This window comes from Pseudomonas sp. S2_C03 (assembly GCF_054668405.1).
The window spans coordinates 915395-941186 of record NZ_CP162766.1 but is presented as its reverse complement, the minus strand read 5'-3'; the positions used below and the strand labels follow the sequence as shown (position 1 = coordinate 941186).

Below are 25792 nucleotides of genomic sequence, written 5' to 3'. Positions count from 1 at the left end.
GTTCATGCGCCGGTTTCCTCGGTGTTCGGTTGCGTCATTCGCAACGTGCTGTGGTCGACCATGTCGCCCATGGCGACGACGATTTTGCGTGGTCCTTCGTACGGATCGCGGGCGTGGGCCACCAGCATGTTGTCGAGCAGGATCGCGTCGCCCTTCTGCCAGTCGAAACGCACTGCGCATTCCTCGTACAGCTCGCCGATGCGCTGCATCACCTCGTCTTCGATCGGCGTGCCGTCGCCGTAGTAGACGTGGCGCGGCATGCGTTCCAGGCCGTACATCGACAGCAGGTCTTCACGCACTTCCGGTTCCAGCCAGTAGATGTGGTGCAGTTGCACCTGGTTGAAGAACGACTTGGCGCCGGTCACCGGGTGACGAATGATGGCCGGGCCCGGCGTGCGGGTCTGCAACTCGTCGTTGTCCAGCCAGCGCCACTGGATGCCACCGGCGCGGCAGCGGGCTTCGACTTCGGCGCGGTCCTCTGTCTTAAAGAAGTGCTGCCACGACACGTCGAGCTTGTCGGTAAAGGTGCGCACGTAGAGCAAGCCCTTGTCCTCGAACTTCTCGCGCAAGTCCGCCGGCAGCTTTTCGTACATCAGGCGGCAATCCACCACCGGCGTGGCACCGCCCGACAGCGAAGGCTGCTCGCAATAGAACATCTGCTTGCGCGGCCAGCGGTCCTGGTGCGAACTCTCGTTGTGGAACAGGATCATCTTGCGTTCCGGGTACGGCGTGGAGCGGTAGGTGTTCTTGCCGCCCTCCTTCTTCGGCAGGTCGCCGTACTGGCCGTAGAGGCCCGGCTGGATGGCCTCGGCGAAGGCTTCGAAGCCCTGGACGCCGTCGAGTGCGAAACCACGGAACAGGATGCCGGCGTGTTCGGCCAGTTTCTGCTCGAGCAATGGCCGGTTCTGCTTGATCCACTCGATCAGGTCCAGGTTCGGCTCGTTCGGCTCCACCAGCAACGGGAACGGCTGTGGTGCAGCAAGCAGCGATTCACGCACCGGCGCCGGGCGGATCTTGCTCACGGTGGCGGCGGAACGCTTGAGGAATTTGCCGAGTTTGTCGGCTTTCGGTCCTGGCACGGCGGGCCTTGCGGCTGCGGCTGCGTGTTCGACTGGCATGCTGATAGCTCCCAATTGAATGTCCTGATCAGCGACGATCTGTTCCAACAGGGCTATCCAGGCCTTGACCAGGTACTGGATGCGCTCATGTCCGAACAAGGTTGTGGCGAATTGCCAATTACCCAGCAATTGCCCTTCTTCATCGTCAACGAACAACGCCATGTCGAATTTAGAATGGGACTCCAGCACCGGCAGCGTTTCCACGCTCAAACCGCCCAGGGTCTGCACGCGGCCGGGCAGATTGTTCATCACGAACAGCACCTGCACCAGCGGGTTCATGCCCTTGTGCCGCGCCACTCCGCACGCGTCGACGATCATGTCGAAGGGCAGGTCCTGGTGTTCCAGGGCGCCGAGCAGCGTCTGTTGGGTGTTCGCCAGGAAGCTGGCGAACGGTACAGCGGCATCGAAGCGCGAACGCAGCGGCAGCACGTTGACGAAGAAGCCGATCAGGCGCTCCAGCTCCGGTTGCCCGCGCCCGGCCACGTCGGCGCCGACCAGCACGTCCGCCGCTCCACTCACCTGATGCAGCAGCACCTGGAAGGACGCCAGCAGCGTGCTGTACAGGGTCACGCCGGCCTGGGTCGAGTGCTGGCGCAGGGCACGGGACAGTTCGCCGGTGAGGCGGAACTGCACCGAGTCGCCATCGAACGACGGCACCAGGCCGCGCGGGTTGTCCGTCGGCAGCGACAATTGGCCGCTGTAACCGGCCAACTGTCCCTTCCAGTAAACGGCCTGCTGCCCGAGCACGCCCTGCTGTTCCAGCGCCTGTTGCCACAGGGCGAAGTCGGAATATTGCACGTCCAGCGCTGGCAAGCGCGCGGTGTCCGGGTCTTCGCCCAGGTGGTAGGTCTGCACCAGTTCGTTGACCAGCACGCCCATCGACCAACCGTCGGAAATGATGTGGTGCATGCAGAACAACAACACATGCTCGCTCGCCCCCAGGTGCAGGATGCGCCCGCGCCACAATGGCGCCTGTTCCAGGTCGATGGGCGTGCGCACGTTGTCCAGCGCGGCCTGGGCCACGTGTTCTTCCTGGGCGCTGCGCGAAAAGCCGGACAGGTCGGTCAGCGGGAAGTCCACCGGCACCTGCTCGCGGATCAGGGCAATCGGGTCGCCCTCATCGTCCTGGGCATAGGCGGTGCGCAGCACTTCATGTCGCTGCACCACGGCAGCAAAACTGCCGATCAGCCGCTGGATGGACAACTCGCCGCGCAGGCGCAGGGCCATCGGCATGCCATAAGCGGAGGTGCCGCCGGCCAGTTGCTCGGCGATCCACAAACGGCGCTGTACCAGCGACAACGGCGCGACGGATTTGCGGCCAAGGGCCAACAGCGGCGGCACCTCGACCATCGGTTTGCCTTGCTCTTGCATCCACACCGCCAGATCCTGAAGCCGTGGATGGCTGAACAGGTCGCGCAGGCTCAACGGGTAATCCGTCAGCTTGCGCAAGCGCGACACCGCCTGGGTCGCCAGCAACGAATGGCCGCCCAGTTCGAAGAAGTGATCATTGCGCCCGACCTGCTCAAGCTCCAGCACCTCTTGCCAGACCGTGGCGATCTGCTGTTCCAGCCCCCCGACCGGGGCGATGAAGCCGCCCGTCGCCGCCGTGGCATCCACCTTCGGCAAGGCCTTGCGGTCGATCTTGCCGTTGGGGCTCATCGGCAGAGTTTCGAGCAGCAACACATGGGCCGGCACCATGTAGTCCGGCAGGCTCTCGCGCAGGCGCGCCTTGATTTCATCACGCACCTGGGCCGCCCGCTCGCCTCGCGCCAGTGCGGGGTCGTCAAACGCCACGTAGGCCACCAGTTGCTGACCGATGGCCGCCGGTTGCGCCACTACCAATGCCTGGCGCACCGACGGCGCCTGTAACAGGTGGGTCTCGATTTCGCCCAGTTCGATACGAAATCCGCGAATCTTCACCTGATGGTCCAGGCGCCCGGAGTAGTCGATCAAGCCGTCGGGGCGATAACGCGCCAGGTCGCCGGTGCGGTACAGGCGACCGCCGCCGACCGGGTCGAACGGGTCGGGAATGAAGCGCTCGGCGGTGAGGTCGGGCCGGTTGAAGTAACCTCGGGCGAGCAAGTCGCCGCCGATCACCAGCTCACCGACCACGCCGACCGGTGCCGGCTGGCCGTGGATGTCCAACACGTGCAGGCCGCGACCTGGCAACGCATGACCAATCGGCATGGTTGCCGGTAATGGTTTCAGGCGCTGGGCGTAGTCGGTGCACACCAGTTCCGTGGCGCTGACCGTGGCTTCGGTCGGGCCGTAGGTGTTGAGCAGGCGCACATGGCCCAGCCCCGCCTTGGCCCAGGTGGCGACGCCTTCCGGTGGCATCGCCTCGCCGCCGACGCTGACCAGGCGCAGCACACCGTAATCACGCGGTGCGCTGGCGGCGAAGTCCTTGACCAGCATGTTCCAGTAGGCCGTGGTCAAGTCGCTGACGGTGATCCGCTGCTGCATCACCGCGCGGTGCCAGGTCTCGCTGTCCCAGATGTCCGAACCACGCAGAATCACCGTCGCGCCGCAGATCAGCGGTGGATAAAGCTGCTCCACGAAGGCATCGAAGTTGAACGTGGCAAATTGCAGACAACGGTCCGCCGCACTCAGGCCATGGAAGCCCACGGTGGCCAGGGTGTGCCGCGACAGCGCCGAGTGCTCGATGGCCACGCCTTTCGGACGCCCGGTGGAACCGGAGGTGAACATCACATAGGCGAGGTTGCGCGCACCGCAGCGTACCGACAGGTTGTCGTCCTGCGCCGGCAACTGGAGGTGATCGAGGCTGAGCGCGGTCACCCCCTGCACGACCGGCAATGCGCCCTGCAAGTGGCTTTGGGTCAGCAACAGACGCAGGCCGCTGTCCTCGATCATCGCCCCGAGGCGTTCGGCCGGGTATTCCGGGTCCAGCGGCACATACGCGCCACCGGCCTTGAGCACGGCCAGCAGGCTGACGATCATCGCCACCGACCGCTCCACGGCGATGCCCACGAGCACATCCGGGCCGACGCCGTGCTGTACCAGCAGGCGCGCCAACTGGTTGGCCTGGGCATTGAGCGTGGCGTAACTCAGGTGTTGATCGTTGAAGACCAGCGCGATGGCGTCCGGCGTACGGGCCACCTGCTGCTCGAAGATCTGCTGCACGCGGCGCTCATCGCCCGGTTGCGCAAGAGGCTCGCGCAATACCCCAGGCGTCAGGGTGAACTCACCCAGACAACGCTCGTCGGGCGCCTGCACCATCTGCTGCAACAACTCGCCGAAACACGCCGCCAGTTGCGCGATGCCGCCGCCGTCGAACTGCTGGCGGTTGTAGCTGAACTGCAAGGACAACTGCTCGCCGAGCATCACCGACAGGGTCAGCGGGTAGTTGGTCTGTTCGAAGTTCGCCACCTCGCCGAAGCGCAGCGCTGGCGAGCCGCCCTGTTGCAGGGCCCCGGCAATTGGGTAGTTCTCGAACACCAGGATGTTGTCGAACAGCGCTTCACCGCCCTGCCCGGCCCAGCGCTGGATGTCGAACAGCGGCGTATGTTCCTGCTCGCGCAACGACAGGTTCTGCGCCTGCACCTGTTGCAACCATTGCGCCAAGGCTTGCTCGGCACGGGGGCTGGCGATGACCGGCAAGGTGTTGATGAACAGGCCGATCTGTTGCTCGACGCCAGCCAGTTGTGCCGGACGCCCGGACACCGTGGCGCCGAAGCACACCGTGTCCTGGCCGGTGCAACGCTGCAACAGCAGCAGCCAGGCGGCTTGCACCAGGGTGTTGGCGGTGACTTTGTGGCGGCGCGCAAACTGTTGAAGGTCGGCGGTGCGCTGGCGGTCGAGTTCGAGGACGTACTCGCCCTGTTCCGCTGGCTCGCTGTCATTGTGGATAAGTGCCTTGGCCAGACAGGTCGGCTCTTCGAAGCGGGTCAGTTGCGCCTTCCAGAAATCTTCGCTGACCTTGCCGTCCTGGAGCGCCAGCCATTGGATGTAATCGCGATAACGCCCGCTGCCCAGAACGGGGACCTGGCCGTGGTAACGCTGCAACACGTCGCCCAACAACTGCGAATTGCTCCAGCCGTCCATCAGGATGTGGTGGCTGGTGTAGATCAGTTGATAACGCTCGGCAGCGAGCTGCACCAGCACCAGGCGCAGCAACGGCGCCGCTTGCAGATCGAAACCCTGCTGACGCTGTTCGCTCGCCAACTGTTCAAGGGCGGCGGGCAGATCGCTGCGCTCGCGCCAGTCCAGCACGCTGAACGGCACCGGCAGATCCTTGTGGATCACTTGCAACGGACGCTGCACCTCTCCGTCCCAGACAAAACTGCTGCGCAGCACATCGTGGGCGTCCATCGCCGCCTGCCAGGCCTCGCGGAAACGCTCGACCTGCAAGCCGTCCACTGCCACGCACAGTTGATTGATGTAGTCGCCGGCCTGTTGCTCGTAGAGGGTGTGGAACAGCATGCCCTGTTGCATCGGCGACAGCGGGTAGATGTCTTCGACTTGGCGCGGTGTGACCGCCAGGGTGTCGAGTTGTGCCTGGTTCAGCGCGGCCAGTGGGAAGTCGGACGGCGTCAGGCCCTGGTGCAACGGCTGGCAGCAGTGTTCGATCAGGCGCTCCAGCTCGCGACCATAGGCTTGGGCCAGGCGCTCGATGGTCACTGCGTCGAACATCTGCCCGCTGAAGGTCCAGGCGATGCTCAGCTCGCCGCCATACACCCGGCCATTGAGGGTCAGCCAGTTATCCAGCGCCGCTTGCGGGCTCTGGTGGGCGCCCGCCGATTCGCTGGCCGGGGTGAACAGTGCGTCGTCGGTGAAACCGGCGTCGAACTGGCCCAGGTAGTTGAAGGTTATGCGCGGCACGGGCAATGCCTTGAGGGTCTGCCGTGCCTGCTCGTTGCCCAGGTAGCGCAACGCGCCAAACCCCAAACCCCTGTCGGGAATGGCGCGCAGTTGCTCCTTGATCGCCTTGATCGACGCAGCGGTATCAGCGGCCGGGGTGAGGCGAACCGGGAACAGGCTGGTGAACCAGCCGACGCTGCGGCCGAGGTCCAGGTCGTCGAACAACGCTTCGCGGCCGTGGCCTTCGAGCTGGATCAGGGTCGAGGCTTGACCGGTCCAGTCGCCGATCACCTGCGCCAGCGCCGTCAGCAGCAGGTCGTTGATCTGCGTGCGGTAGGCGGCGGGCGCCTGCTGCAAAAGTTGGCGGGTCCGTTGCGAGTCGAGTCGAGTCTCGACATGCAGCGCATGGCGGTTGTGCAATTCGCCGTGAGGTCGATCACACGGCAGGTCCACCGGCGCGCCGTGCAACTGCGCGGTCCAGAAACCGAGCTGCGCTTGCATCGCGGAACTATCGGCATGGGCTTGCAGACGGCGCGCCCAGGCCTGGGTGGAACTGGTCTTGGCCGGCAGCTTGAGCGCCTGGCCAGCCTGCAACTGTTCGTAAGCCTGTTGCAGATCTTCCAGAAGGATGCGCCACGACACGCCATCGACCACCAGGTGATGGATCACCAGCAACAAGCGCTGGCTGCCATCGGCCATGTTCGCCAGCACCGCACGCAGCAGCGGGCCGTTGGCGAGGTCGAGGCTGCGCTGGGCCTGTTCGGCCAACTGTTCGAGGGCCTCGGTATCCGCGACATTGGCCTGCCACAGCAGGGGCTGCTCGGCCAGATCGCGGTGGCTGGCGAGCACGGCGCCATTCTCCAGGTTGAACGAAAGGCGCAGGGCGTCATGGTGCCTCACCAGCGCCTGCAACGCCCGTTGCAGGTGGTCGGCGTGCAACGGCTTGGCGCTCTTGAGCATCACCGACTGGTTCCAGTGGTGCGGCTCGGCCAGGTCACGTTCGAAGAACAACTGTTGGAACGGCAACAACGGCGTCGAGCCGGTCACGGGGCCTTGCTCGATGCTCAACGCACCTTCGCCCACCGTGGCCACTGCGGCCAGACTTTGTACGGTCTGGTGCAGGAACAGATCCTTGGGGTTGAAATGAATCCCGACCTGACGGGCGCGGCTGACCACCTGGATCGAGATGATCGAGTCGCCGCCCAGCTCGAAGAAATTATCGCCGGTGCCAATTTGCTCACGCCCGAGCACGCTTTGCCAGATCTGCACCAGCGCCTGTTCCACCGCCGTGGTCGGTGCGCTGTAGGCGTGGCTGCTGGTCTGGATGTCAGCCTTGGGCAGCGCCCTGCGTTCCAGTTTGCCGTTGGGGCTGACCGGCATTTTCTCCAGCCACTGCCAATGCTGCGGCACCATGTAGTCCGGCAGGCTTTGGCCCAGGTGCGCCTTGAACACTTGCGCCAGGGCATGGTGGCTGGCGTCGTCGGCGTGCAGCAGCGCGGTGTCGACGGGCACCACGTAAGCCACCAGCATTGTGCCGTCCTGGGCGATGACCACGGTTTCCCGCACGGCGTCGTGCTCGGCCAGGCGCGCTTCGATCTCGCCCAGCTCGATGCGCAGACCACGGACTTTCACCTGATGGTCGATGCGTCCGGCGTATTCAATCACGCCATCGGCGCGGTAACGGGCCAGGTCGCCGGTGCGGTACAGGCGTGCGCCTGCGCCGAACGGGCTGGTGACAAAACGCTCGGCGGTCAGTGCCGGACGTCGGTGATAACCCCGCGCCAAGCCTTCGCCGCCCAGGTACAGCTCACCAATCACGCCCACCGGCAACGGCGCCAGTTCAGCGTCGAGGATGTAGGTGGACAGGTTGGCAATCGGCTGGCCGATCGGCACCCCGTCATGCCCTTCATCGACACAGGTCCAGTGGGTCACGTCGATGGCCGCTTCGGTCGGGCCATAGAGGTTGTACAGCGAGGCGTTGGGCAACTTGGCGAACACCTGCTGCTGCGCGTCCACTTGCAGGGCCTCGCCGCTGCACACGATGCGCGTCAGGCTGGTGCAGGTGGCCACGGCCGGGTCCTGCACGAACACCTGCAACATCGAAGGCACGAAGTGCAGCGTGGTGATGCCGTGCGCGGTGATCAGCTCGATCAGTTTTGCCGGATCGCGATGCGCGCCGGGGGCGGCGACTACCAGGGTGGCACCGGTCAGCAGCGGCCAGAAGAACTCCCAGACCGACACGTCGAAACTGAACGGGGTCTTTTGCAGGACCTTGTCGCTGGCGTCCAGGCCATAGGCCTGCTGCATCCAGCACAGGCGGTTGACCAGCGCCGAGTGACGGTTGGCCGCACCCTTGGGTTTGCCGGTGGAGCCGGAGGTGTAGATCACATAAGCGAGGTTTTCCGGGTCCAGGGCCAGGCACGGGTTGGCGTCGCTGCGCCCGCCCAGCCAGTCGTCGTCCTGATCCAGCACCAGGCTGCGCAGGCCCGGCGGAATCGGCAGGTGCCCCAGCAGGTGGTTTTGCGTCAGCAGCAGTTCGATGCCGCTGTCTTCGAACAGGTAGGCCAGGCGTTCGGCCGGGTACTCCGGGTCCAGCGGCACGTAGGCACCGCCGGCCTTGAGGATCGCCAGCAGGCCGACGACCATTTCCACCGAGCGCTCCACGGCGATGCCCACCAGCACATCTGGGCCGACGCCCTGCTCGATCAACACCTGCGCCAACCGGTTGGCCCGTGCATTGAGCGCGGCGTAGCTCAGGCGCTGCTCGCCGAATACCAGCGCGCAGGCGTCCGGCGCGTTGGCCACCTGCTCTTCGATCAGGGCGTGTACCGGGCGCTGCAACGGGTAATCGGTTGCCGTGGCGTTCCAGTCGGCGACCATGCGCTGGCGCTCGTCGTCATCGAGCAAGGCCAGTTGCGCCAGCGGACGGTTCACGTCGGCCGCGAGGCCCCGCAGCAGGTTCACCCAGTGGCGCCCCATGCGTTCGATGGTGGCGGCCTCGAACAGGTCGGTGGCGTAGGTCAACGAGGCGTGCAGCCCTTGCGGGTTGTCGCTGGTGTCCAGGGTCAGGTCGAACTGCGAGTTGCGGTGCTCCCATCTGAGGGTGTCCAGCTCAAGGCCCGGCAATGCGGCGGCCATGTTCGACTCGGCTTCAGTGCGATGGTTGAACATCGCCTGGAAAAGCGGGCTGTGGCTGAGGTTGCGCTGCACCTGCAAGGCATCCACCAGTTGCTCGAACGGCAGGTCCTGATGCATTTGTGCGGCCATCGCCGTCTGCCTGACCTGTTGCAGCAACTGGGCGCCGCTCATCGAGCTATCGAACTCGGCACGCAGCACCTGGGTGTTGACGAAGAAGCCGATCAGGCGCTCGGTTTCCAGGCGGTTACGGTTGGCGATCGGCACGCCGACGCGGATGTCGGCCTGGCCGCTGTAGCGGTGCAGCAACGCCTGGAACGAGGCCAGCAACAGCATGAACAGGGTGACGTTTTCGCGGCGGGCCAGGGCTTTCAGCTCGGCGGCCAAGGCCGGCTCGATGCCCACCTGCAGGCGTGCGCCGGCAAAACTCTGTTGCGCCGGGCGTGGATGATCAGTCGGCAATTCCAGCAGCGGTTGTTCACTGCCCAGTTGCCCGGTCCAGTACGCCAACTGGCGCTCGCGCTCGCCGGCCGCCATCCACTGGCGTTGCCACACGGCGTAGTCGGCGTACTGCACCGGCAAGACCGGCAATGGCTGGGCCGAGTAAAGCGCCAGCAGATCGTCGATCAGCACCTGCAACGACCAGGCGTCGGAGACGATGTGGTGCATGGTCAGGATCAGCACGTGGTCCTGCTCACCGACCTGCAACAGCACGCAGCGCACCCGCTCACCGTCGAGCAGGTTGAACGGGCGCTGGGTCTCAGCTTCGACGAAGGCCCGGATGCTGGCCTCGTCGCCCTGCGCGAGGCGCTCCTCACGCAAATCGATGTGGCCACTCGACTCGATCACCTGCACGGTGCGCCCGTCGTCCTCGACGAAGGTGGTGCGCAGGCTTTCATGACGCTCCACCAGGTCTGCGAAGCTGCGTCGCAGCGCGGGCTTGTCCAGTGCACCGCGCAGGCGCAACGCAGTGGGAATGTTGTAGGCGGCGCTGTGCGGGTCGAGTTTCCACAGGAACCACTGGCGTTCCTGGGCAAACGACAACGGCAGCGGCTGCTCGCGCGACACACGGCTGATCACCGCTGGCTGGTCGCCCTGCCCGGCGTCCAGGGCCTGGACGAAATCCGCCAGTACACTGTGCTCGAACAGGCTGCGCAGCGGCACCTGAATGTCCAGCAGGCGACGCACCCGCGACACCACCTGGGTGACCAGCAGCGAGTGGCCGCCCAGTTCGAAGAAGTTGTCGTCCAGGCCCACGCGCTCAAGCTTGAGCACGTCCTGCCAGATGGCGGCCACCTGCTGCTCGCGTTCACTGCGCGGCGCCCGGTACTGCGCCTGCAACTGGTTGACATCGGCGGCCGGCAGGGCCTTGCGGTTGAGTTTGCCGTTCGGGGTCAGCGGCAGGTGCGCCAGGAACAGCAGGTACGCGGGCACCATGAACTCCGGCAGGCATCCCTTCAGCGCAGACTTGAGTTGGTCACGCCGTTGTTGCTGCGCCTCGGGGTCATCGAGGTCCAATTGCGGGGCCACCACATAGGCCACCAGTTGCTGGCTGCCCAGCGCCTCTTGGGCCAATACCACCACCTCGCGCACGTCGGGCTGCTCAAGCAGGCGCGCTTCGATTTCCCCCAATTCGATGCGGAAGCCGCGAATCTTCACCTGATGGTCGATGCGCCCCATGTATTCGAGCACGCCGTCGTGGCGGTAGCGCGCCAGGTCGCCGGTGCGGTACAGCCGCGAACCCTGGCCGAACGGATCGGGCAGGAAACGCTCGGCGGTCAGCGCCGGGCGGTCGTGGTAACCACGGGCCAGGCCATCGCCGCCGATCAGCAGTTCGCCGATGGCGCCCGCCGGGTTCGGCGCCAGTTCGTCACCGAGGATGTACAGCGTGGTGTTGGCAATCGGCTGGCCGAGGTATGGCCGGCGCTGGTCTTCGGTCAGTTGCCAGGCCGCCGACCAGATGGTGGTTTCGGTCGGGCCATAGAGGTTCCACACCTGCCCCGCCAGCCCCAGCATGCGCTGGGCCAGGTCGTCGGCCAGGGCTTCGCCGCCGCAGAAGAATTTGCAGCCGCGCAGGATTGGCGCCTGCTCGTGATCCAGCAGCATGCGCCAAGTCGAGGGCGTGGCCTGCACGACGCTGACCTGCTGCGCGTCGATCAAAGTCAGCAGCGCCTGCGGGTCCTGGGCGGTCTGTTTGTCCACCAGCACCACGCTCGCCCCGCAGAGCAGCGGGCCGTAGATTTCCAGGCCAAAAATATCGAACGAGAAGGTGGTCAGCGACAGCATGCGGTCACAGGCTGTAAGCCCTGGCGCACGGACCATGCTGGTGACGAAATTCACCAGCGCCTGATGGCGCACCATCACGCCCTTGGGCTTGCCGGTGGAACCGGAGGTGTAGATCGCATAGGCGAGGTTTTCGCCGTCGATGCGCACCTGCGGATTCGCTTCGCTATAGCCGCTGGCGTGCAGGCCCTGCGGGTCGAGCAGCAGCGTTTGCACCTCACGTGGAATCGGCAAGGCGTCCAGCAAATGCGCCTGGGTCAGCAGCAATTGCAGGCCGCTGTCCTCGATCATGTGGGCCAGGCGGTCCTGCGGATACTGCGGATCGAGCGGCACGTAAGCGCCACCGGCCTTGAGGATCGCCAGCAAGCCGACGAGCATTTCAAGGCTGCGATCAATGGCGATGCCCACCAGTCGATCCGGACCGACACCCAGCTCGATCAGGCGATGGGCCAGTTGGTTGGCCCGGCCGTTGAGCTGCGCGTAATCCAGCGCCTGCCCGTCGAACACCAGCGCCGTGGCCGCTGGCGTTCGCTGGGCCTGGGCTTCGATCAACTGATGGATGCACCAGTCGCGCGGATACTCGGCGGCGCTGTGGTTCCAGTCCACCAGCACCTGATGTTGTTCTTCGCTGTCCAGCAGCGCCAACTCGCCCACCCTCTGTTGCGGGTCGGCGACGACGCTGCGCAACAAATTTTGCCAATGGCGGGCGAGACGTTCGATGGTCTCGCGCTCAAACAGGTCGGAAGCGTAGGTCAACTGCGCGCCAAGGCCCTGGGCGTCGTCGAAGGTTTCCAGGGTCAGGTCGAACTGCGCGGTATGCGCAGGCTGGCGCAGGTGTTCAATCGTCAGCGCCTGGGTGTTGGCGCGGGCCTGACTACCGCCGGTGCTGCCCTGGTGGTTGTACATGACCTGGAACAGCGGGCTGTAGCTCAGGCTGCGTTCCGGTTGCAGCGCTTCGACCAGTTGCTCGAAAGGCAAATCCTGATGGGCCTGGGCCGCCACCACTGTGTGCTTGACCTGGGCCAGCAGCGTGCTGAAGCGTGCCTGCGGCTCCAGTTCGCTGCGCAGCACCTGGGTGTTGACGAAGAAGCCAACCAGCCGCTCGGTCTCGACCCGGTTGCGGTTGGCGGTCGGCACGCCGACGCGAATGTCGGCCTGGCCGCTGTAGCGGTGCAGCAAGGTCTGGAACGAAGCCAGCAACAGCATGAACAGCGTGACGTCCTGGGCCTTGGCGACCGCGCGCAGTTGCTCAGCCAGCGTCGCCGGTAGCGCCAGTTCGACCCGCGCACCGCGCAGGCTCTGCACCGCCGGGCGCGCATGATCCGTGGGAAGCTCCAGCACCGGGTGTTCATGGCCCAACTGCGTTTGCCAGTAAGCCAACTGACGCTCGCGCTCACCGGCTTCCATCCAGTGCCGCTGCCAGATGCCGTAGTCGGCGTATTGGATCGACAGCGCCGGCAATGCCGGTGCCTGACCCTGACGGTAGGCGTTGTAGAGGTGCAGCAGCTCTTCGACCATGACCCGCATCGACCAGCCATCGGAGGCGATGTGGTGCTGGGTCAGGGTCAGCATGTGTTCAGCGGCGCCCAGATGCAACAGGCTGACGCGCAGCAGCGGGCCGTTGATCAGGTCGAACGGCAGCGCGGTTTGCGTGGCGACGAAGGCCTCGACCTGCGCATCACGGGGTAATGCCGCCGGCGATAGATCCAGTTCATGCACATCGACGGTCAACGCCATGTGCGCGTGGATCACCTGCTCCGCACGGTCATCCTGCTGGCGGAAGGTGGTGCGCAGGCTCTGGTGGCGCTCGATCAGGGCATTGAAGCTGCGTTCCAGTGCCGCCACATCCAGCTCCCCGTGCAAGTGCAGGGCGCTGGGGATGTTGTAGGCGGCGCTGGTTTCGTCCATCTGCCAGAGGAACCACTGGCGTTCCTGAGCGAAGGAAAGTGGCACCGGATCGAACTGCGACTGGGTTTCCGGGATCGGCAGGTTGGCCGGCGACACCCCTTCTTCAAGCATCTTTTGCAGATACACCCTGCGCTTGTCGAGCGGCAAAGTAATGAAGCGCCGCGCAATCTTCAAAGCGACATTGGTATCCATCAAGCTTCCTCCATTTCGTCAAGCAGGGCGTCCAGCTTGCTCAGTTTCAACGAGTCGACCTGCTCACCGGCAGCGGCCAGACGGCTGACGAAATCTGTCAGTACGGGGTATTGAAAAATCAGTTGCGGGGTCAGTTTCAGCCCCAGTTCCAGTTGCAGCCGCGACACCACGTTCACCGCCAGCAGCGAATGCCCGCCGAGCTCGAAGAAGTGGTCACTCCGGCCCACGCGGTCCAGGGTCAGCACTTGCTGCCAGATCGCCGCGACCTGCTGTTCCAGCTCGCTGACCGGCGCCACGAAGCTCGCTTGCAGGTGGCTGGCATCGGCCGCCGGCAGGGCCTTGCGGTCGAGCTTGCCGTTGGGGGTCAGTGGCAATTGCGCAAGGAACAACCAGTGGGCCGGCACCATGTACTCGGGCAGGCTGTTCTTGAGGCGTGCCTTGAGTTCCTCGCGCAGCTGGCGTTGCGCCTCGGCATCGTCGAGCGCCAGTGAGCCGGCCACCACGTAGGCGACCAGTTGCTGGCCCCCGGCGACGTCCTGGGCGAGCACCGCCACCTCATCGACACCCGCTTGTTGCAGCAGGCGGGTTTCGATTTCGCTCAGCTCGATGCGGAAACCGCGGATCTTCACCTGATGGTCGATCCGCCCGCGGTACTCGATGACGCCATCGGCGTGGTAACGGCTGAGGTCGCCGGTGCGATACATCCGCTCGCCCTTGCCAGCGAACGGATTCGGCACGTACTTCTCGGCGGTCATCGCCGCGCGCCCCAGATAGCCACGGGTGATGCCGGCACCGGCCAGGTACAGCTCGGCACTGACGCCCTGCGGCACCGGTTGCAGGTTGGCATCCAGCAGGTAGCTGGCGGTGTGCTTCAGCGGCCGGCCGATGTTTGCCGTGCCGCCGGCGGCGCGGCGGGTCCAGGTGGAATAAGTGGTGTCTTCGGACGGGCCGTAGAGGTCGTAGACGTGTTCGACCGTTGGCTGTTGGTAAAGCGCATCGACCAGCGACTGCTTCAAAGGCTCGCCCGCCAGGTTGATGATGCGCACGCTCGGTGGAATCTGCCCCGCCGCGTGCAGCGCGTTGATCGCCGACGGCACGGTGTTGATCAGGCGTACCTGATCCCGCGCCGGCAACTGCGGCAACTCCAGGGCGTTACGGGCAATGACCAGCGAACCGCCGTTGGCCAGGGTGACGAACAGCTCCCACACCGACAGATCGAAGCACACCGAGGTTGAGGCCAATACACCTTGGATGTCGTCACGGCTGTACACCGATTGCGACCAGTCGATCAGCGCCAGCACGTTGCGATGGGCGATGGCTACGCCTTTTGGTTTACCAGTAGAGCCCGAGGTGTAGATCACGTAGGCGAGGTTGTCCGGCGTGGCGCGGCTCAGCGGCGCGTGCTGTGGATAACCCGCCCATCCCTGCGCGGCATCCATCAGCAGCACTTGAGTGTCGCTGGCCACGGTGAGGTTCTGCGCCACCGCCGACTCGCTGATCAGCACACGAGCGCGGCTGTCTTCAAGCATGTAGGCCACACGCTCGGCGGGGTAATCCGGGTCCAGCGGCACGTAGGCGCCACCGGACTTGAGCACCGCGAGCAGTGCCACCAGCAGTTGTTCGGAACGCTGCATGGCCACGCCGACCCGCACTTCCGGGCCGACACCCAGCTCGATCAGCTTGTGCGCCAAGCGGTTGGCCTGGGTGTCGAGTTCGGCGTAGCTCAAGGTCAATGTGCCGAAGGTCACGGCCAGTGCATCAGGAGTTGCTGCCCCCTGCCGGGCGATCAACTCGTGGATGCACAGGTTGTCGGCAAAGCCCTCGCCCGTGAGGTTCCAGTCGTCGACGATGCGCTGTTGCTGTGCCGGATCGAGCAACGTTAACTCGCCGAGGCAACGTTCGCCGCCCTTGGTCATCTGGCTCAGCAGATGTTGCAACTGACTGGCCATTTGCGCCAAGGCCGGCGCGGCGAACGCGTTGCGCTGGTAGCTGAAATGCAGTTGCAGTTCGTGGTCCAGGCTCACCAGCAAGGTCAGCGGGTAGTTGGTCTGTTCGCGGCTCGCCACCGGGCCGAAGCGCAACCCTTGTGGCGCACCCTGCTCCAGCGCCTGGGAGACCGGGTAGTTCTCGAACACCATCAAGGTGTCGAACAGCGCTTCTCCGCCCTGCCCGGCCCAACGCTGGATATCAAACAACGGCGTGTGTTCGAACTCGCGCAACGCCAGGTTGTGCGCCTGCAACACCTGCAACCAACTGGCCAGTGAATGCTCGGCACGCGGCGTGGCGATCACCGGCAAGGTGTTGATGAACAGGCCAATCTGCTGCTCCACACCCGGCAGTTCCGCCGGACGCCCGGCGACCGTGGCACCGAACGCCACGGTGCCCTTGCCGGTGTAGCGCTGCAACAGCAGCAGCCACGCGCCCTGCACCAGGGTGTTGACCGTGACTTTCGAGGCCCGGGCGAATTCGCCCAATTGTGCAGTCAGCCCAGCGTCCAGCACCTGGAAATGATCGCCGTAACCGTGCTCGCCGGGCGCTGGCGGCGTAAGGGTCTGAGCCAGTCGCGTCGGTTCTTCCAGCTCGCGCAAGGCCGGCACCCAGAACGCTTCGCTGGCCGCAGCATCCTGGCGTTGCAGCCAGGCAATGTAATCTCGGTAGCCCCCGGTCTGGCCCGCGACAACCTGCCCGCTGTAGCGTTGCAGCACTTCACCGAGCAACTGCGAATTGCTCCAGCCGTCCATGAGGATGTGGTGGTTGGTGTAGATCAGGTGATGGCGCCGCTCATCAAGACGCACAATCACCAGGCGCAGCAGGCTGGCATCACCGAGGTGCAGTTGCTGGCGCTCGCGGTCGGCCAGTTCCCGCAGGGCCTGTTCCGGCTGTGGGTGCGCTCGCAGGTCGTGCAAGCCGTAAGGCATCGGCGCATGTTTGCTGACGACTTGCACCGGCGCCGGCAACTCACCCTGCCAGACAAAACGCGTGCGCAGGATGTCGTGGGCTTCGACCGCCGCCTGCCAGGCCTGATGGAAGCGTTCGGGGTCGAGGCCTTCGACGTCGAGGCGCATCTGGTTGATGTAGTCGCTCGAGGTTTCCTGGTAAACGGCGTGGAAGAGCATGCCCTGTTGCATCGGCGACAGCGGGTACACGTCCTCGATCAGCGCCGCCGGCAGCGGCAGGCGATCCAGTTGCGCCTGGCTGAGCCGGGCCAGCGGGAAGTCCGACGGCGTGACACCGCCGTGGCCGGCCGCGCAGCAATGGGTGATCAACGCGTGCAGTTCGTGAGCGTAGTCGTCGGCCAGGCGCTGAATGGTCGCTTCATGGAACATCTCGCGGCTGAAGGTCCAGCCCAGGGTCAGCTCACCGCCGTAAACCTGACCATTGAGCGCCAGTTGGTTGGCCAGTGGCGCCGCAGCATCCAGTTCGTCCCCGGCCGCTTCGCCGGACGGCACGAACAACGCGCCACCTTCGGCGTTGAAACTGCCGTCGAACTGGCCCAGGTAGTTGAAGGTCAGGCGTGGCACTGGCAATTGGGCGAGGATTTGCTGCCCAGCGGCGTCGCCCAGGTGGGCCAGCGCGCCGAAACCGAGGCCCTTGTCAGGGATCGAGCGCAGTTGTTCCTTGATCTGTTTCAGGCAATCACCCAGCTCGGCCACCGGGGTCAGGCGCGCCGGGTACAGGCTGGTGAACCAGCCGACGGTGCGGGTCAGGTCGACGCCGTCGAACAGTTCTTCGCGACCATGGCCTTCAAGCTGGATCAACGCACTGTCGGCGCTGGTCCAGCGCACGATGACGCGGGCCAGCGCGGTCAGCAGCAGGTCGTTGACCTGGGTGCGATAGGCTTTAGGGGCGTCTTGCAGCAGTTGCCGGGTGAGGTCGCGGTCCAGTTGCGTGCGCACCGTCACGGCGTGGCGGTTTTGCAGGCTGCCTGCGGGGTTGTCCAGCGGCAGCGCGCCGTCGGCACCGGAAAGCCGCTGTTGCCAGTTGGCCAGTTCGGCTTGTAACGACGGGCTGCGGGCATAGGTTTGCAACTGTTGCGCCCAGGCCCTGGCCGAGGTGGTTTTCGTCGGCAGTTGCAGCGCTCGGCCCTGGGCCAGTTGGCCATAGGCCGTTTGCAGGTCGTCAAACAGAATCCGCCACGACACGCCGTCCACCACCAGGTGATGGATCGCCAGCATCAGTCGCTGGCTGCCGTCGCCGAGGTTTGCCAGCAGCGCCCGCAGGAGCGGACCCTGCTGAAGATTCAAGCTGCGTTGTGCCCGGCTGGCAGCGACTTCCAGTTCGCTGACATCGGCCACGTCGACCGCCCACACCAGCGCATCATGCTGGCTGCCGGGCGCCTGGTAATGGGCATGCCAGCCATCCGCCTGCTCGATGAAGCTCAGGCGCAGGCCGTCGTGATGATCCACCAGCGCGCCGAGTGCTTGCTCCAGCAGATGGGTGTCGAGCGGTTGCGTGGGTTTGAGCATCACCGCCTGGTTCCAGTGCTGGCGCTCCGGGATGGCCTGCTCGAAGAACAATCGCTGCACCGGCAGCAATGCCAGCTCACCGCTGACCGGTCCTTGCTCAATCAGTGGCGGCGCCTCGCCAACCCGCGCCACCACGGCCAGGGCCTGGATGGTCTGGTGCTGGAAGAGGTCTTTCGGAGTAAAACGAATCCCGGCATGACGAGCGCGGCTGACCACCTGGATCGAGACGATCGAGTCCCCGCCCAGTTCAAAGAAGTTGTCGCCCAGGCCCACCCGCTCCAGCTTCAGCACGTCTTGCCAGATCGCGGCCAGTTGCTGCTCCAGCGCGCTTTGCGGCGCCATGTAGGTTTGCTGCAATTGGCTGACATCGGGCTTGGGCAGGTTCTTGCGGTCAAGCTTGCCATTGGGCGTCAGCGGCAGGCGTTCCAGCACCAGCACGTAGGCCGGCACCATGTGCGCCGGCAACGTGGCCTTGAGCTGCTCGCGCAGCTGTTCGGCAAAATCGCTGCGCGCGGCATTCACCGCATCGACCACCACGTAGGCGACCAGGCGCTTGCCGCTGCCGGCGCTGCCTTCCTGGGCCACGACCACCGCTTCGCGCACCCCGGCGAGGGCTTGCAGGCTGGCTTCGACTTCCCCCAGTTCAATGCGGAAGCCGCGAATTTTCACCTGGTTGTCGATGCGGTCCAGGTAGTCGAAGGTGCCGTCGATGCGTTGGCGCACCAGGTCGCCGGTGCGGTACAGCAAACCGCCGACGGTGCTGAACGGGTCTGCAACAAAGCGCTCGGCGGTCAGGCCCGGACGGTTCAGGTAACCCCGGGCCAGCCCGGTGCCGCCCAGGTACAGCTCGCCCGCCATGCCGTGGGGCAACAGGTTCAGGTCGGCGTCGAGCACGTAGGCACTGCGGTCGCCGATGCGGCTGCCGATGGGCGCATAGGCGGCGCCGCAGGGCACCTCGCGTCCGGCTTTCCAGATCAGTGGCGTGACCACGGTTTCGGTCGGGCCGTAGCCGTTGATGATGTAGTCCGGGTCGAGCGCACGCTTGACCCGCTCGAAACTGGCAGCCGGCACGGCGTCGCCGCCGAAGCAGTAGATACGCACTTTCGGCGGGTGGCCTTCGCGCTCGGCATGCTCGGCCAGTTGTTGCAGGTACACCGGTGGGAATGCCACCACTGTCACACCATGTTCGCGCATGGCGTTGCAGGTTTGCTCCGGGGTCCACAGGCTGTCGTCGCGGATCAGCAGCGACGCGCCATGGGTCAGGCTGGTCAGCCAGCGCTCATGGGCGCCGTCGAAGGCGAAGGACATGAAATGGAATTCGCAATCGCTGTCGCGCATCTCGTAGCGCTCGCCGATGGCCTGGCAGTGCATGGCCAGCGGGCCGTGGGCGACGCTGACGCCCTTCGGGTTACCTGTAGAGCCTGAGGTGTAAATCACGTAAGCCAGGTGCTGCGGGTCGAGAGTCACTTGCGGCGCGCTGGTTGGCTGGTCGTCGAGGACAAGACGGTCCAGCTCCAACACTGTGCCATTGACCGGCAATTGCGCCGACACCGAAGAGTCGGTCAGCAACAGGGCCAGGCCCGAATCCTCAATCAGGTAGGCCAGGCGATCGCGTGGGTAACGGGTGTCCAGCGGCACATAGGCGCCCCCGGCCTTGAGCACCGCCAGCAGCGCGATGATCACCCCTTCGCTGCGCGGCAAGGCCACGCCAACCCGGCTTTCCGGGCCGACACCCCGGGCAATCAGCGCGTGGGCCAGGCGGTTGGCGCGCTGGTCGATCTCACCAAAGCTGAAGCGGCGACCGGCGAAGATTACCGCCGTGCGTTCAGGTTGCTGCGCTGCCCATTCGGCGATGCGTTGATGGACCGCCACGTCGACCGGGTACGGTTGCGGGTGGTTGGCGGCTTGCTGCTCGGCCAGTTCGTCCGCGTTGGTCAGGGCGATTTCGCCCAGGCGACGCTCGGCGGATTCGCTGAATTGCGCCAGCAAATGCAACAAGTGGCCGCCGATGCGCTCGATGGCCGCCAGCGGGAACAGTGCCCGGTCGAAGCTCAACTGCAGGGCCAGCGCCTGGCCCAGGGTCACGGCGATGCTCAGCGGGTAGTGGGTCTGTTCCAGGTTGGCGACTTCGCCAAACACCACACCCTGCTCGGCGCCCTGTTGCAGCGCCTGGGCAATCGGGTAGTTCTCGAATACCAGGATGTTGTCGAACAGCGCTTCGCCGCTCTGCCCGGCCCAGCGCTGCACGTCCGCCAGCGGCGTGTGCTCGAACTCGCGCAGGCTGAGGTTTTGCGCCTGCACCGCCTGCAGCCAGGCCGCCACAGTCTGGTCCGGACGCGGCATGCCGATCACTGGCAAGGTGTTGATGAACAGGCCGACCTGTTGCTCGATGCCGGGGATGTCAGCCGGCCGACCGGCGACCGTGGCGCCGAACGCCACGCATTCATGGCCGGTGTAGCGTTGCAGCAACAGCAGCCACGCCGCTTGCACCAGGGTGTTGACGGTGACTTTTTGCTGGCGGGCAAACGCTTCCAGCGATTGGGTGTGCGCAGGCGTCAGGCTGAGGAAATGATCGCCATGACCGCTCAGGCTGCCGCTCCCAGCCACCACCTGGGCCAGGCGCGTCGGCTCCTGCAACAGCGCCAGTTGTTCGCGCCAGTAATCCTCGCTGGCTTGTGCATTTTGGCGTTGCAACCAGCCGATGTAGTCGCCATAACGCCCGGCAGCGGCCGGCGGGGTGTGGCCGCGATAACGTTGCAGCACTTCCCCCAGCAGTTGCGAATTGCTCCAGCCATCCATGAGGATATGGTGATGGGTGTAGATCAGGTGCCAGTCATTCGCAGCCGTTTGCACCAGCACCAGACGCAGCAACGGCGCCTGGCCGAGATCGAAGCCCTGCTGGCGCTCGACATCTGCCAGAGCGGCCAATGCATCAGCCAGATCACTGCGATCGCGCCAGTCGAGCACGCTGAACGGCAATTTCACCTGCTTGTGCACGATCTGGATCGGCTGCTCAAGCTGCCACACGAAACCGGTTCGCAGAATGTCCTGGGCGTCGACGGTCGCCTGCCACGCGGCGCGGAAACGTTCGGGGTCGAGGCCCTGAACGTCGACCCGCAGTTGATTGATGTACTCGCCCGCCGCCTGCTCGTACAGGGTGTGGAACAACAGGCCCTGTTGCATCGGCGACAGCGGGTACAGGTCGTCCAACTGGCCGGCGGCAACCGGCAATCCGTCGAGCTGCGCCTGAGTCAGGCGCGCCAGCGGGAAGTCCGACGGGGTAGCCTGCGGGCTTTCGAGGGCGCAGCAATGCTCGATTACCGCCTCGAGTTCGGTGGCGTACTGCCCGGCCAGTTGCTCGATGGTGCGACGGTCGAACATCTCGCTGCTGAAACCCCAGCTCATGGCCAATTCGCCGCCATACACCTGGCCTTCGACCGTCAGCCAGTTGGCCAGCGGTGCAGACGGATCCTGCGCCGCGCCGTGGCCTTCGCTCGACGGCACGAACAACGCCGCCTCGTCGAACTGGCGGTCGAACTGGCCCAGGTAATTGAAGGTGATGCGCGGTGTCGGCAGCGCCGCCAACACAGCGCCGATGGCTGGGTCTGCCAGATAGCGCAATGCGCCATATCCCAGGCCCTTGTCCGGCACGGCGCGCAGTTGTTCCTTGATGGACTTTATCGAAGCCCCGACCTCGGCGCCCGGCGTCAGGTTGACCGGGAACAGGCTGGTGAACCAGCCGACGGTGCGGGTCAGGTCGATGTCGTCGAACAGATCTTCGCGACCATGACCTTCGAGCTGAATCAACGTACTGCCCTGCCCGGTCCATCGGCACACCACCCGCGCCAACGCCGACAGCAAGAGGTCGTTGACCTGGGTGCGGTAGGCCGCCGGGGCATCCTGTAACAACCTGCGGGTTTGCGCGGCATCGAGGCGGATCTCGACTTTCTGCTCGAAACGGTTTTCCAAGGCGCCATTGGCGTGATCGCACGGCAGCTCGCCCGAGGCGTCGCGCAATTGCGTCTGCCAGTGATCGAGGCTGTGCTGGAACACCGGCAGATGCGCTTGCAGGCGCGCGACCCAGTGCTGATAGGCGCTGGTCTTGGCCGGCAACGCCGCGCCCTGTCGGTAGCACTGTTGCAGGTCTTCCAGCAGGACCCGCCACGACACACCGTCCACCACCAGGTGATGGATCACCAGCAGCAGGCGCTGGCTGCCGTCGTACAGGTCCACCAACAGCGCCCGCAGCAACGGGCCCTGTTGCAGGTCGAGACTGCGCTGGGCTTCTTCGCACAGATCCAGCAAGGCCTGCGCCGAATCGGCCTGACGCTGCCACAACACCGAATCAGCCATCAGCCCGGCATAGGCCTGCTGCCATTGCGCGCCGTCGAATTCATAACGCAGACGCAAACCATCATGGTGCTTGAGCAGTCGCTGCAACTCTTGATCCAGCCTTGCGCCGTCGAGGCGCTCGCGAGGGATCAGCAACAACGACTGGTTCCAGTGCTGACGCTCGGGGATGGCTTGGTCGAAGAACCAATGCTGAACCGGCGACAGGGCCACGGCGCCTGTTGCCAGCCCTTGGTCGATGAGGTTCTGCTCGCCGCTGCGCGCCACTTGCGCAAGGCTGCGCAGGGTCTGATGCTGGAACAGGTCCTTGGGGCTCAACAGGATGCCGGCCTGACGGGCGCGGCTGACCACCTGCATCGAGACGATGGAGTCGCCACCCAGTTCGAAGAAGTTGTCTTCCAGGCCGATGGCGTCAACCGCCAGGACGTCTTGCCAGATTGCCGCGAGGGCTTTTTCCAGAGCGCTGCCGGGGGCGACGTGTTCGCGCTGCTGCTGGCTGCCGTCCACTGCCGGCAGGGCCTTGCGGTCGAGCTTGCCATTGGGGGTCAACGGCAAGGCGTCGAGAAACAGCAGGTACGCCGGGACCATGTAATCCGGCAGATACTGGCGCAATGCGGCCTTGAGGGTTTCACGCAGGCCGACCTGAGCGTGGGCATCGCCCGCCACAATGGCCGTATCGCTGGGCACTATGTAGGCCACCAGTTGCTGGCCATGGCCGCTGTCCTGGGCCAGTACCGCCAGTTCGCGCACGGCCGCCTGTTGCAGCAGGCGCGCCTCGATTTCGCCGAGTTCGATACGGAAACCGCGCACCTTGACCTGATGATCGATGCGCCCGCGGTACTCGATGACGCCATCGGCGTGGTAACGGCTGAGGTCGCCGGTGCGATACATCCGCTCGCCCTTGCCAGCGAACGGATTCGGCACGTACTTCTCGGCGGTCATCGCCGCGCGCCCGAGGTAGCCACGGGTGATGCCGGCGCCTGCCAGGTACAGCTCGGCGCTGACGCCTTGCGGTACCGGTTGCAGGTCGGCATCCAGCAGGTAGCTGGCGGTGTGCTTCAGCGGGCGGCCGATGTTGGCGATGCTACCTGCGGTGCGGCGGGTCCAGGTGGAATAAGTGGTGTCTTCGGATGGGCCGTACAGGTCGTAGACGTGCTCGACCGTATCTTGCTCGTAGAGCGCGTCCACCAGCGACTGCTTCAGCGGCTCACCCGCCAGGTTGATGATGCGCACGCTCGGCGGGATCTGCCCCGCCGCGTGCAGGGCGTTGATCGCCGAGGGTACGGTGTTGATCAGGCGCACCTGATCCCGTGCCGGCAATTGCGGCAACTCCAGGGCGTTACGGGCAATGACCAGCGAACCGCCGTTGGCCAGCGTGACGAACAGCTCCCACACCGACAGGTCGAAGCAAACCGAAGTCGACGCCAATACACCTTGGACGTCGTCACGGCTGTACACCGATTGCGACCAGTCGATCAGCGCCAGCACATTGCGATGGGCAATCGCCACGCCTTTCGGTTTGCCGGTGGAACCGGAGGTGTAGATCACGTAGGCGAGGTTGTCCGGCGTGGCGCGGCTCAGCGGCGCATGGTGCGGACGGCTTGCCCACTCTTGCGCGTCGTCCATCAACAGCACTTGAGTGTCGCTCGCCACATCGAGGTTCCGCGCCACTGCCGACTCGCTGATCAGCACACGAGCGCGGCTGTCTTCAAGCATGTAGGCCACGCGCTCAGCCGGGTAATCCGGGTCCAGCGGCACATAAGCGCCACCGGCCTTGAGCACCGCAAGCAGCGCCACCAGCAGTTGTTCGGAACGCTGCATGGCCACGCCGACCCGCACTTCCGGGCCGACGCCCAGCTCGATCAACTTGTGCGCCAGGCGGTTGGCCTGGGTGTCGAGTTCGGCGTAGCTCAGGTTCAATGTGCCAAAGGTCACGGCCAGTGCATCAGGAGTTGCTGCCCCCTGCCGGGCGATCAGTTCGTGGATGCACAGGTTGTCGGCAAAACCATCGCTGGCAGGGTTCCAGTCACGGACGATGCGCTGGTATTCGGCGCTTTCCAGCAGCGGCAAGTCGCTGATGCGTTGCTGGCTGTCACTGACCATGCCCTGCAACAGGCGAGTCCAGTGTCGGGCCATACGCTCGATGGTACAGGCGTCGAACAAGTCATTCGCGTAGGTCAGCGCCGCGTGGAGGGTGCCGGCCTTTTCATAGGTGTCCAGGGTGAGGTCGAACTGCGTGGTGCGCCCTTCCCACTCGATGGCGCCCAGCTCCAGGCCCGAGGCGGTGGTGACAGTGGCAATGTCCGCGACTTGCGGCTGGTGGTTGTACATCACCTGGAACAGCGGAGTGTGGCTGAGGCTGCGTTCCAGCTTCAAGGCCTCGACCAGACGCTCGAACGGCAAGTCCTGATGGGCCTGGGCGCCGAGGGCGGTTTCCTTGATAGCGCCAAGCAGATCGGCCACGCGGGTCTGGCCGTCCAGTTGCGTGCGCAGCACCTGGGTGTTGACGAAGAAACCAATCAGACCTTCGATTTCGCCGCGGTTGCGGTTGGCGATGGGCACGCCGATGCGAATGTCGGTCTGCCCGGTATAGCGGTGCAGCAGCACGTTGAACGCGCCGAGCAGCAGCATGAACAGGGTGACGTTGTGCTTCTGTGCGGTGGCGCGCAGTTGTTCAGCCAACCGGGCGTCAACGCCGAATTCGTAGCGGGTACCGCGATAGCTCGGCATCGCCGGACGCGGATGGTCGATGGGCAACTCCAGCACGGGATGCTCGTCGCCCAGCCGCGCCTGCCAGTATTCCAATTGCCGAGCCTGTTCGCCGGCCTCCAGCCAGCGACGTTGCCACAGGGCGTAGTCGCTGTACTGGATCGGCAGCTCAGCCAGTTGCGGTTGCTGGCCGACATCAAAGGCGTCGTAGCAGCGAATGAACTCGTCGATCAGCACGTTCATCGACCAGCCGTCGGAAACGATGTGGTGCAAGGTCAGCAGCAGCACGTGTTCCTGCTCCGCCAGCTTGAGCAACTGCACCCGCAGCAACGGGTCGACTGCCAGATCGAACGGCAGCAACGATTGTTGCTGGGCGGCGTGGGCCACAGCCTGCTCGCGCTCCTGCGCCGGTAGCGCGCTGAAGTCGACGTTGTCGACTTGCAACACCGTGCTGGCCGGCACCTGCACAAGGCGCTCGTCAGCCTGACGCTGGAACACCGTGCGCAGGGTTTCGTGACGCGCCACCAGGCTTGCGAACGCCTGATCCAGCGCCGCAGGGTTGAGGCGACCTTTCAGACGCACGGCACCGGGCAAGTTGTAGGCACCGCTGTGCGGGTCCAGTTGCCACAGAAACCACATGCGTTGCTGAGCGTAGGACAGCGCCTGCCGGTCCTCGGCCTCGACCCCCTGGGGGATCGGAAAACGGGCGAAATCCACACCCTCCTTGTGCAAGGCCGCGAGGAACATCTGGCGCTTCTCCAAAGGCAACCCGATAAACCGGCGAGCAAGTTTCAAGGAGTCTTCAGCATTCAT

The 25792-nt window shown here is 65.0% G+C and carries 3 protein-coding genes (1 of these 3 only partly in view); all 3 read right to left on the bottom strand.

Features of this window, described 5'->3' with window-relative positions; genetic code table 11:
* Tightly spaced (each overlapping or abutting the next), the 3 genes in view from AB4N64_RS04270 to AB4N64_RS04260 form a layout consistent with a single transcriptional unit that may run on beyond the window.
* Positions 1-6 carry the 5' portion of a non-ribosomal peptide synthetase gene (locus AB4N64_RS04270; RefSeq protein WP_460122256.1) on the bottom strand. It extends 3198 nt beyond the left edge of the window, so only the first 6 of its 3204 coding nucleotides appear in the window; it begins with the start codon at positions 4-6; its stop codon lies off the left edge, out of view.
* Positions 3-13454 carry a non-ribosomal peptide synthase/polyketide synthase gene (locus AB4N64_RS04265; RefSeq protein WP_460122254.1) on the bottom strand — a complete coding sequence of 4484 codons (13452 nt, stop codon included), beginning with the start codon at positions 13452-13454 and terminating at the stop codon, positions 3-5. Before AB4N64_RS04265 ends, AB4N64_RS04270 begins: the two co-directional genes overlap by 4 nt.
* A complete protein-coding gene (locus tag AB4N64_RS04260) occupies positions 13454-25792 on the bottom strand; it encodes a non-ribosomal peptide synthetase (protein WP_460122252.1) in 12339 nt (4112 codons plus the stop codon). The genes AB4N64_RS04265 and AB4N64_RS04260 overlap by 1 nt, the downstream gene beginning before the upstream one ends.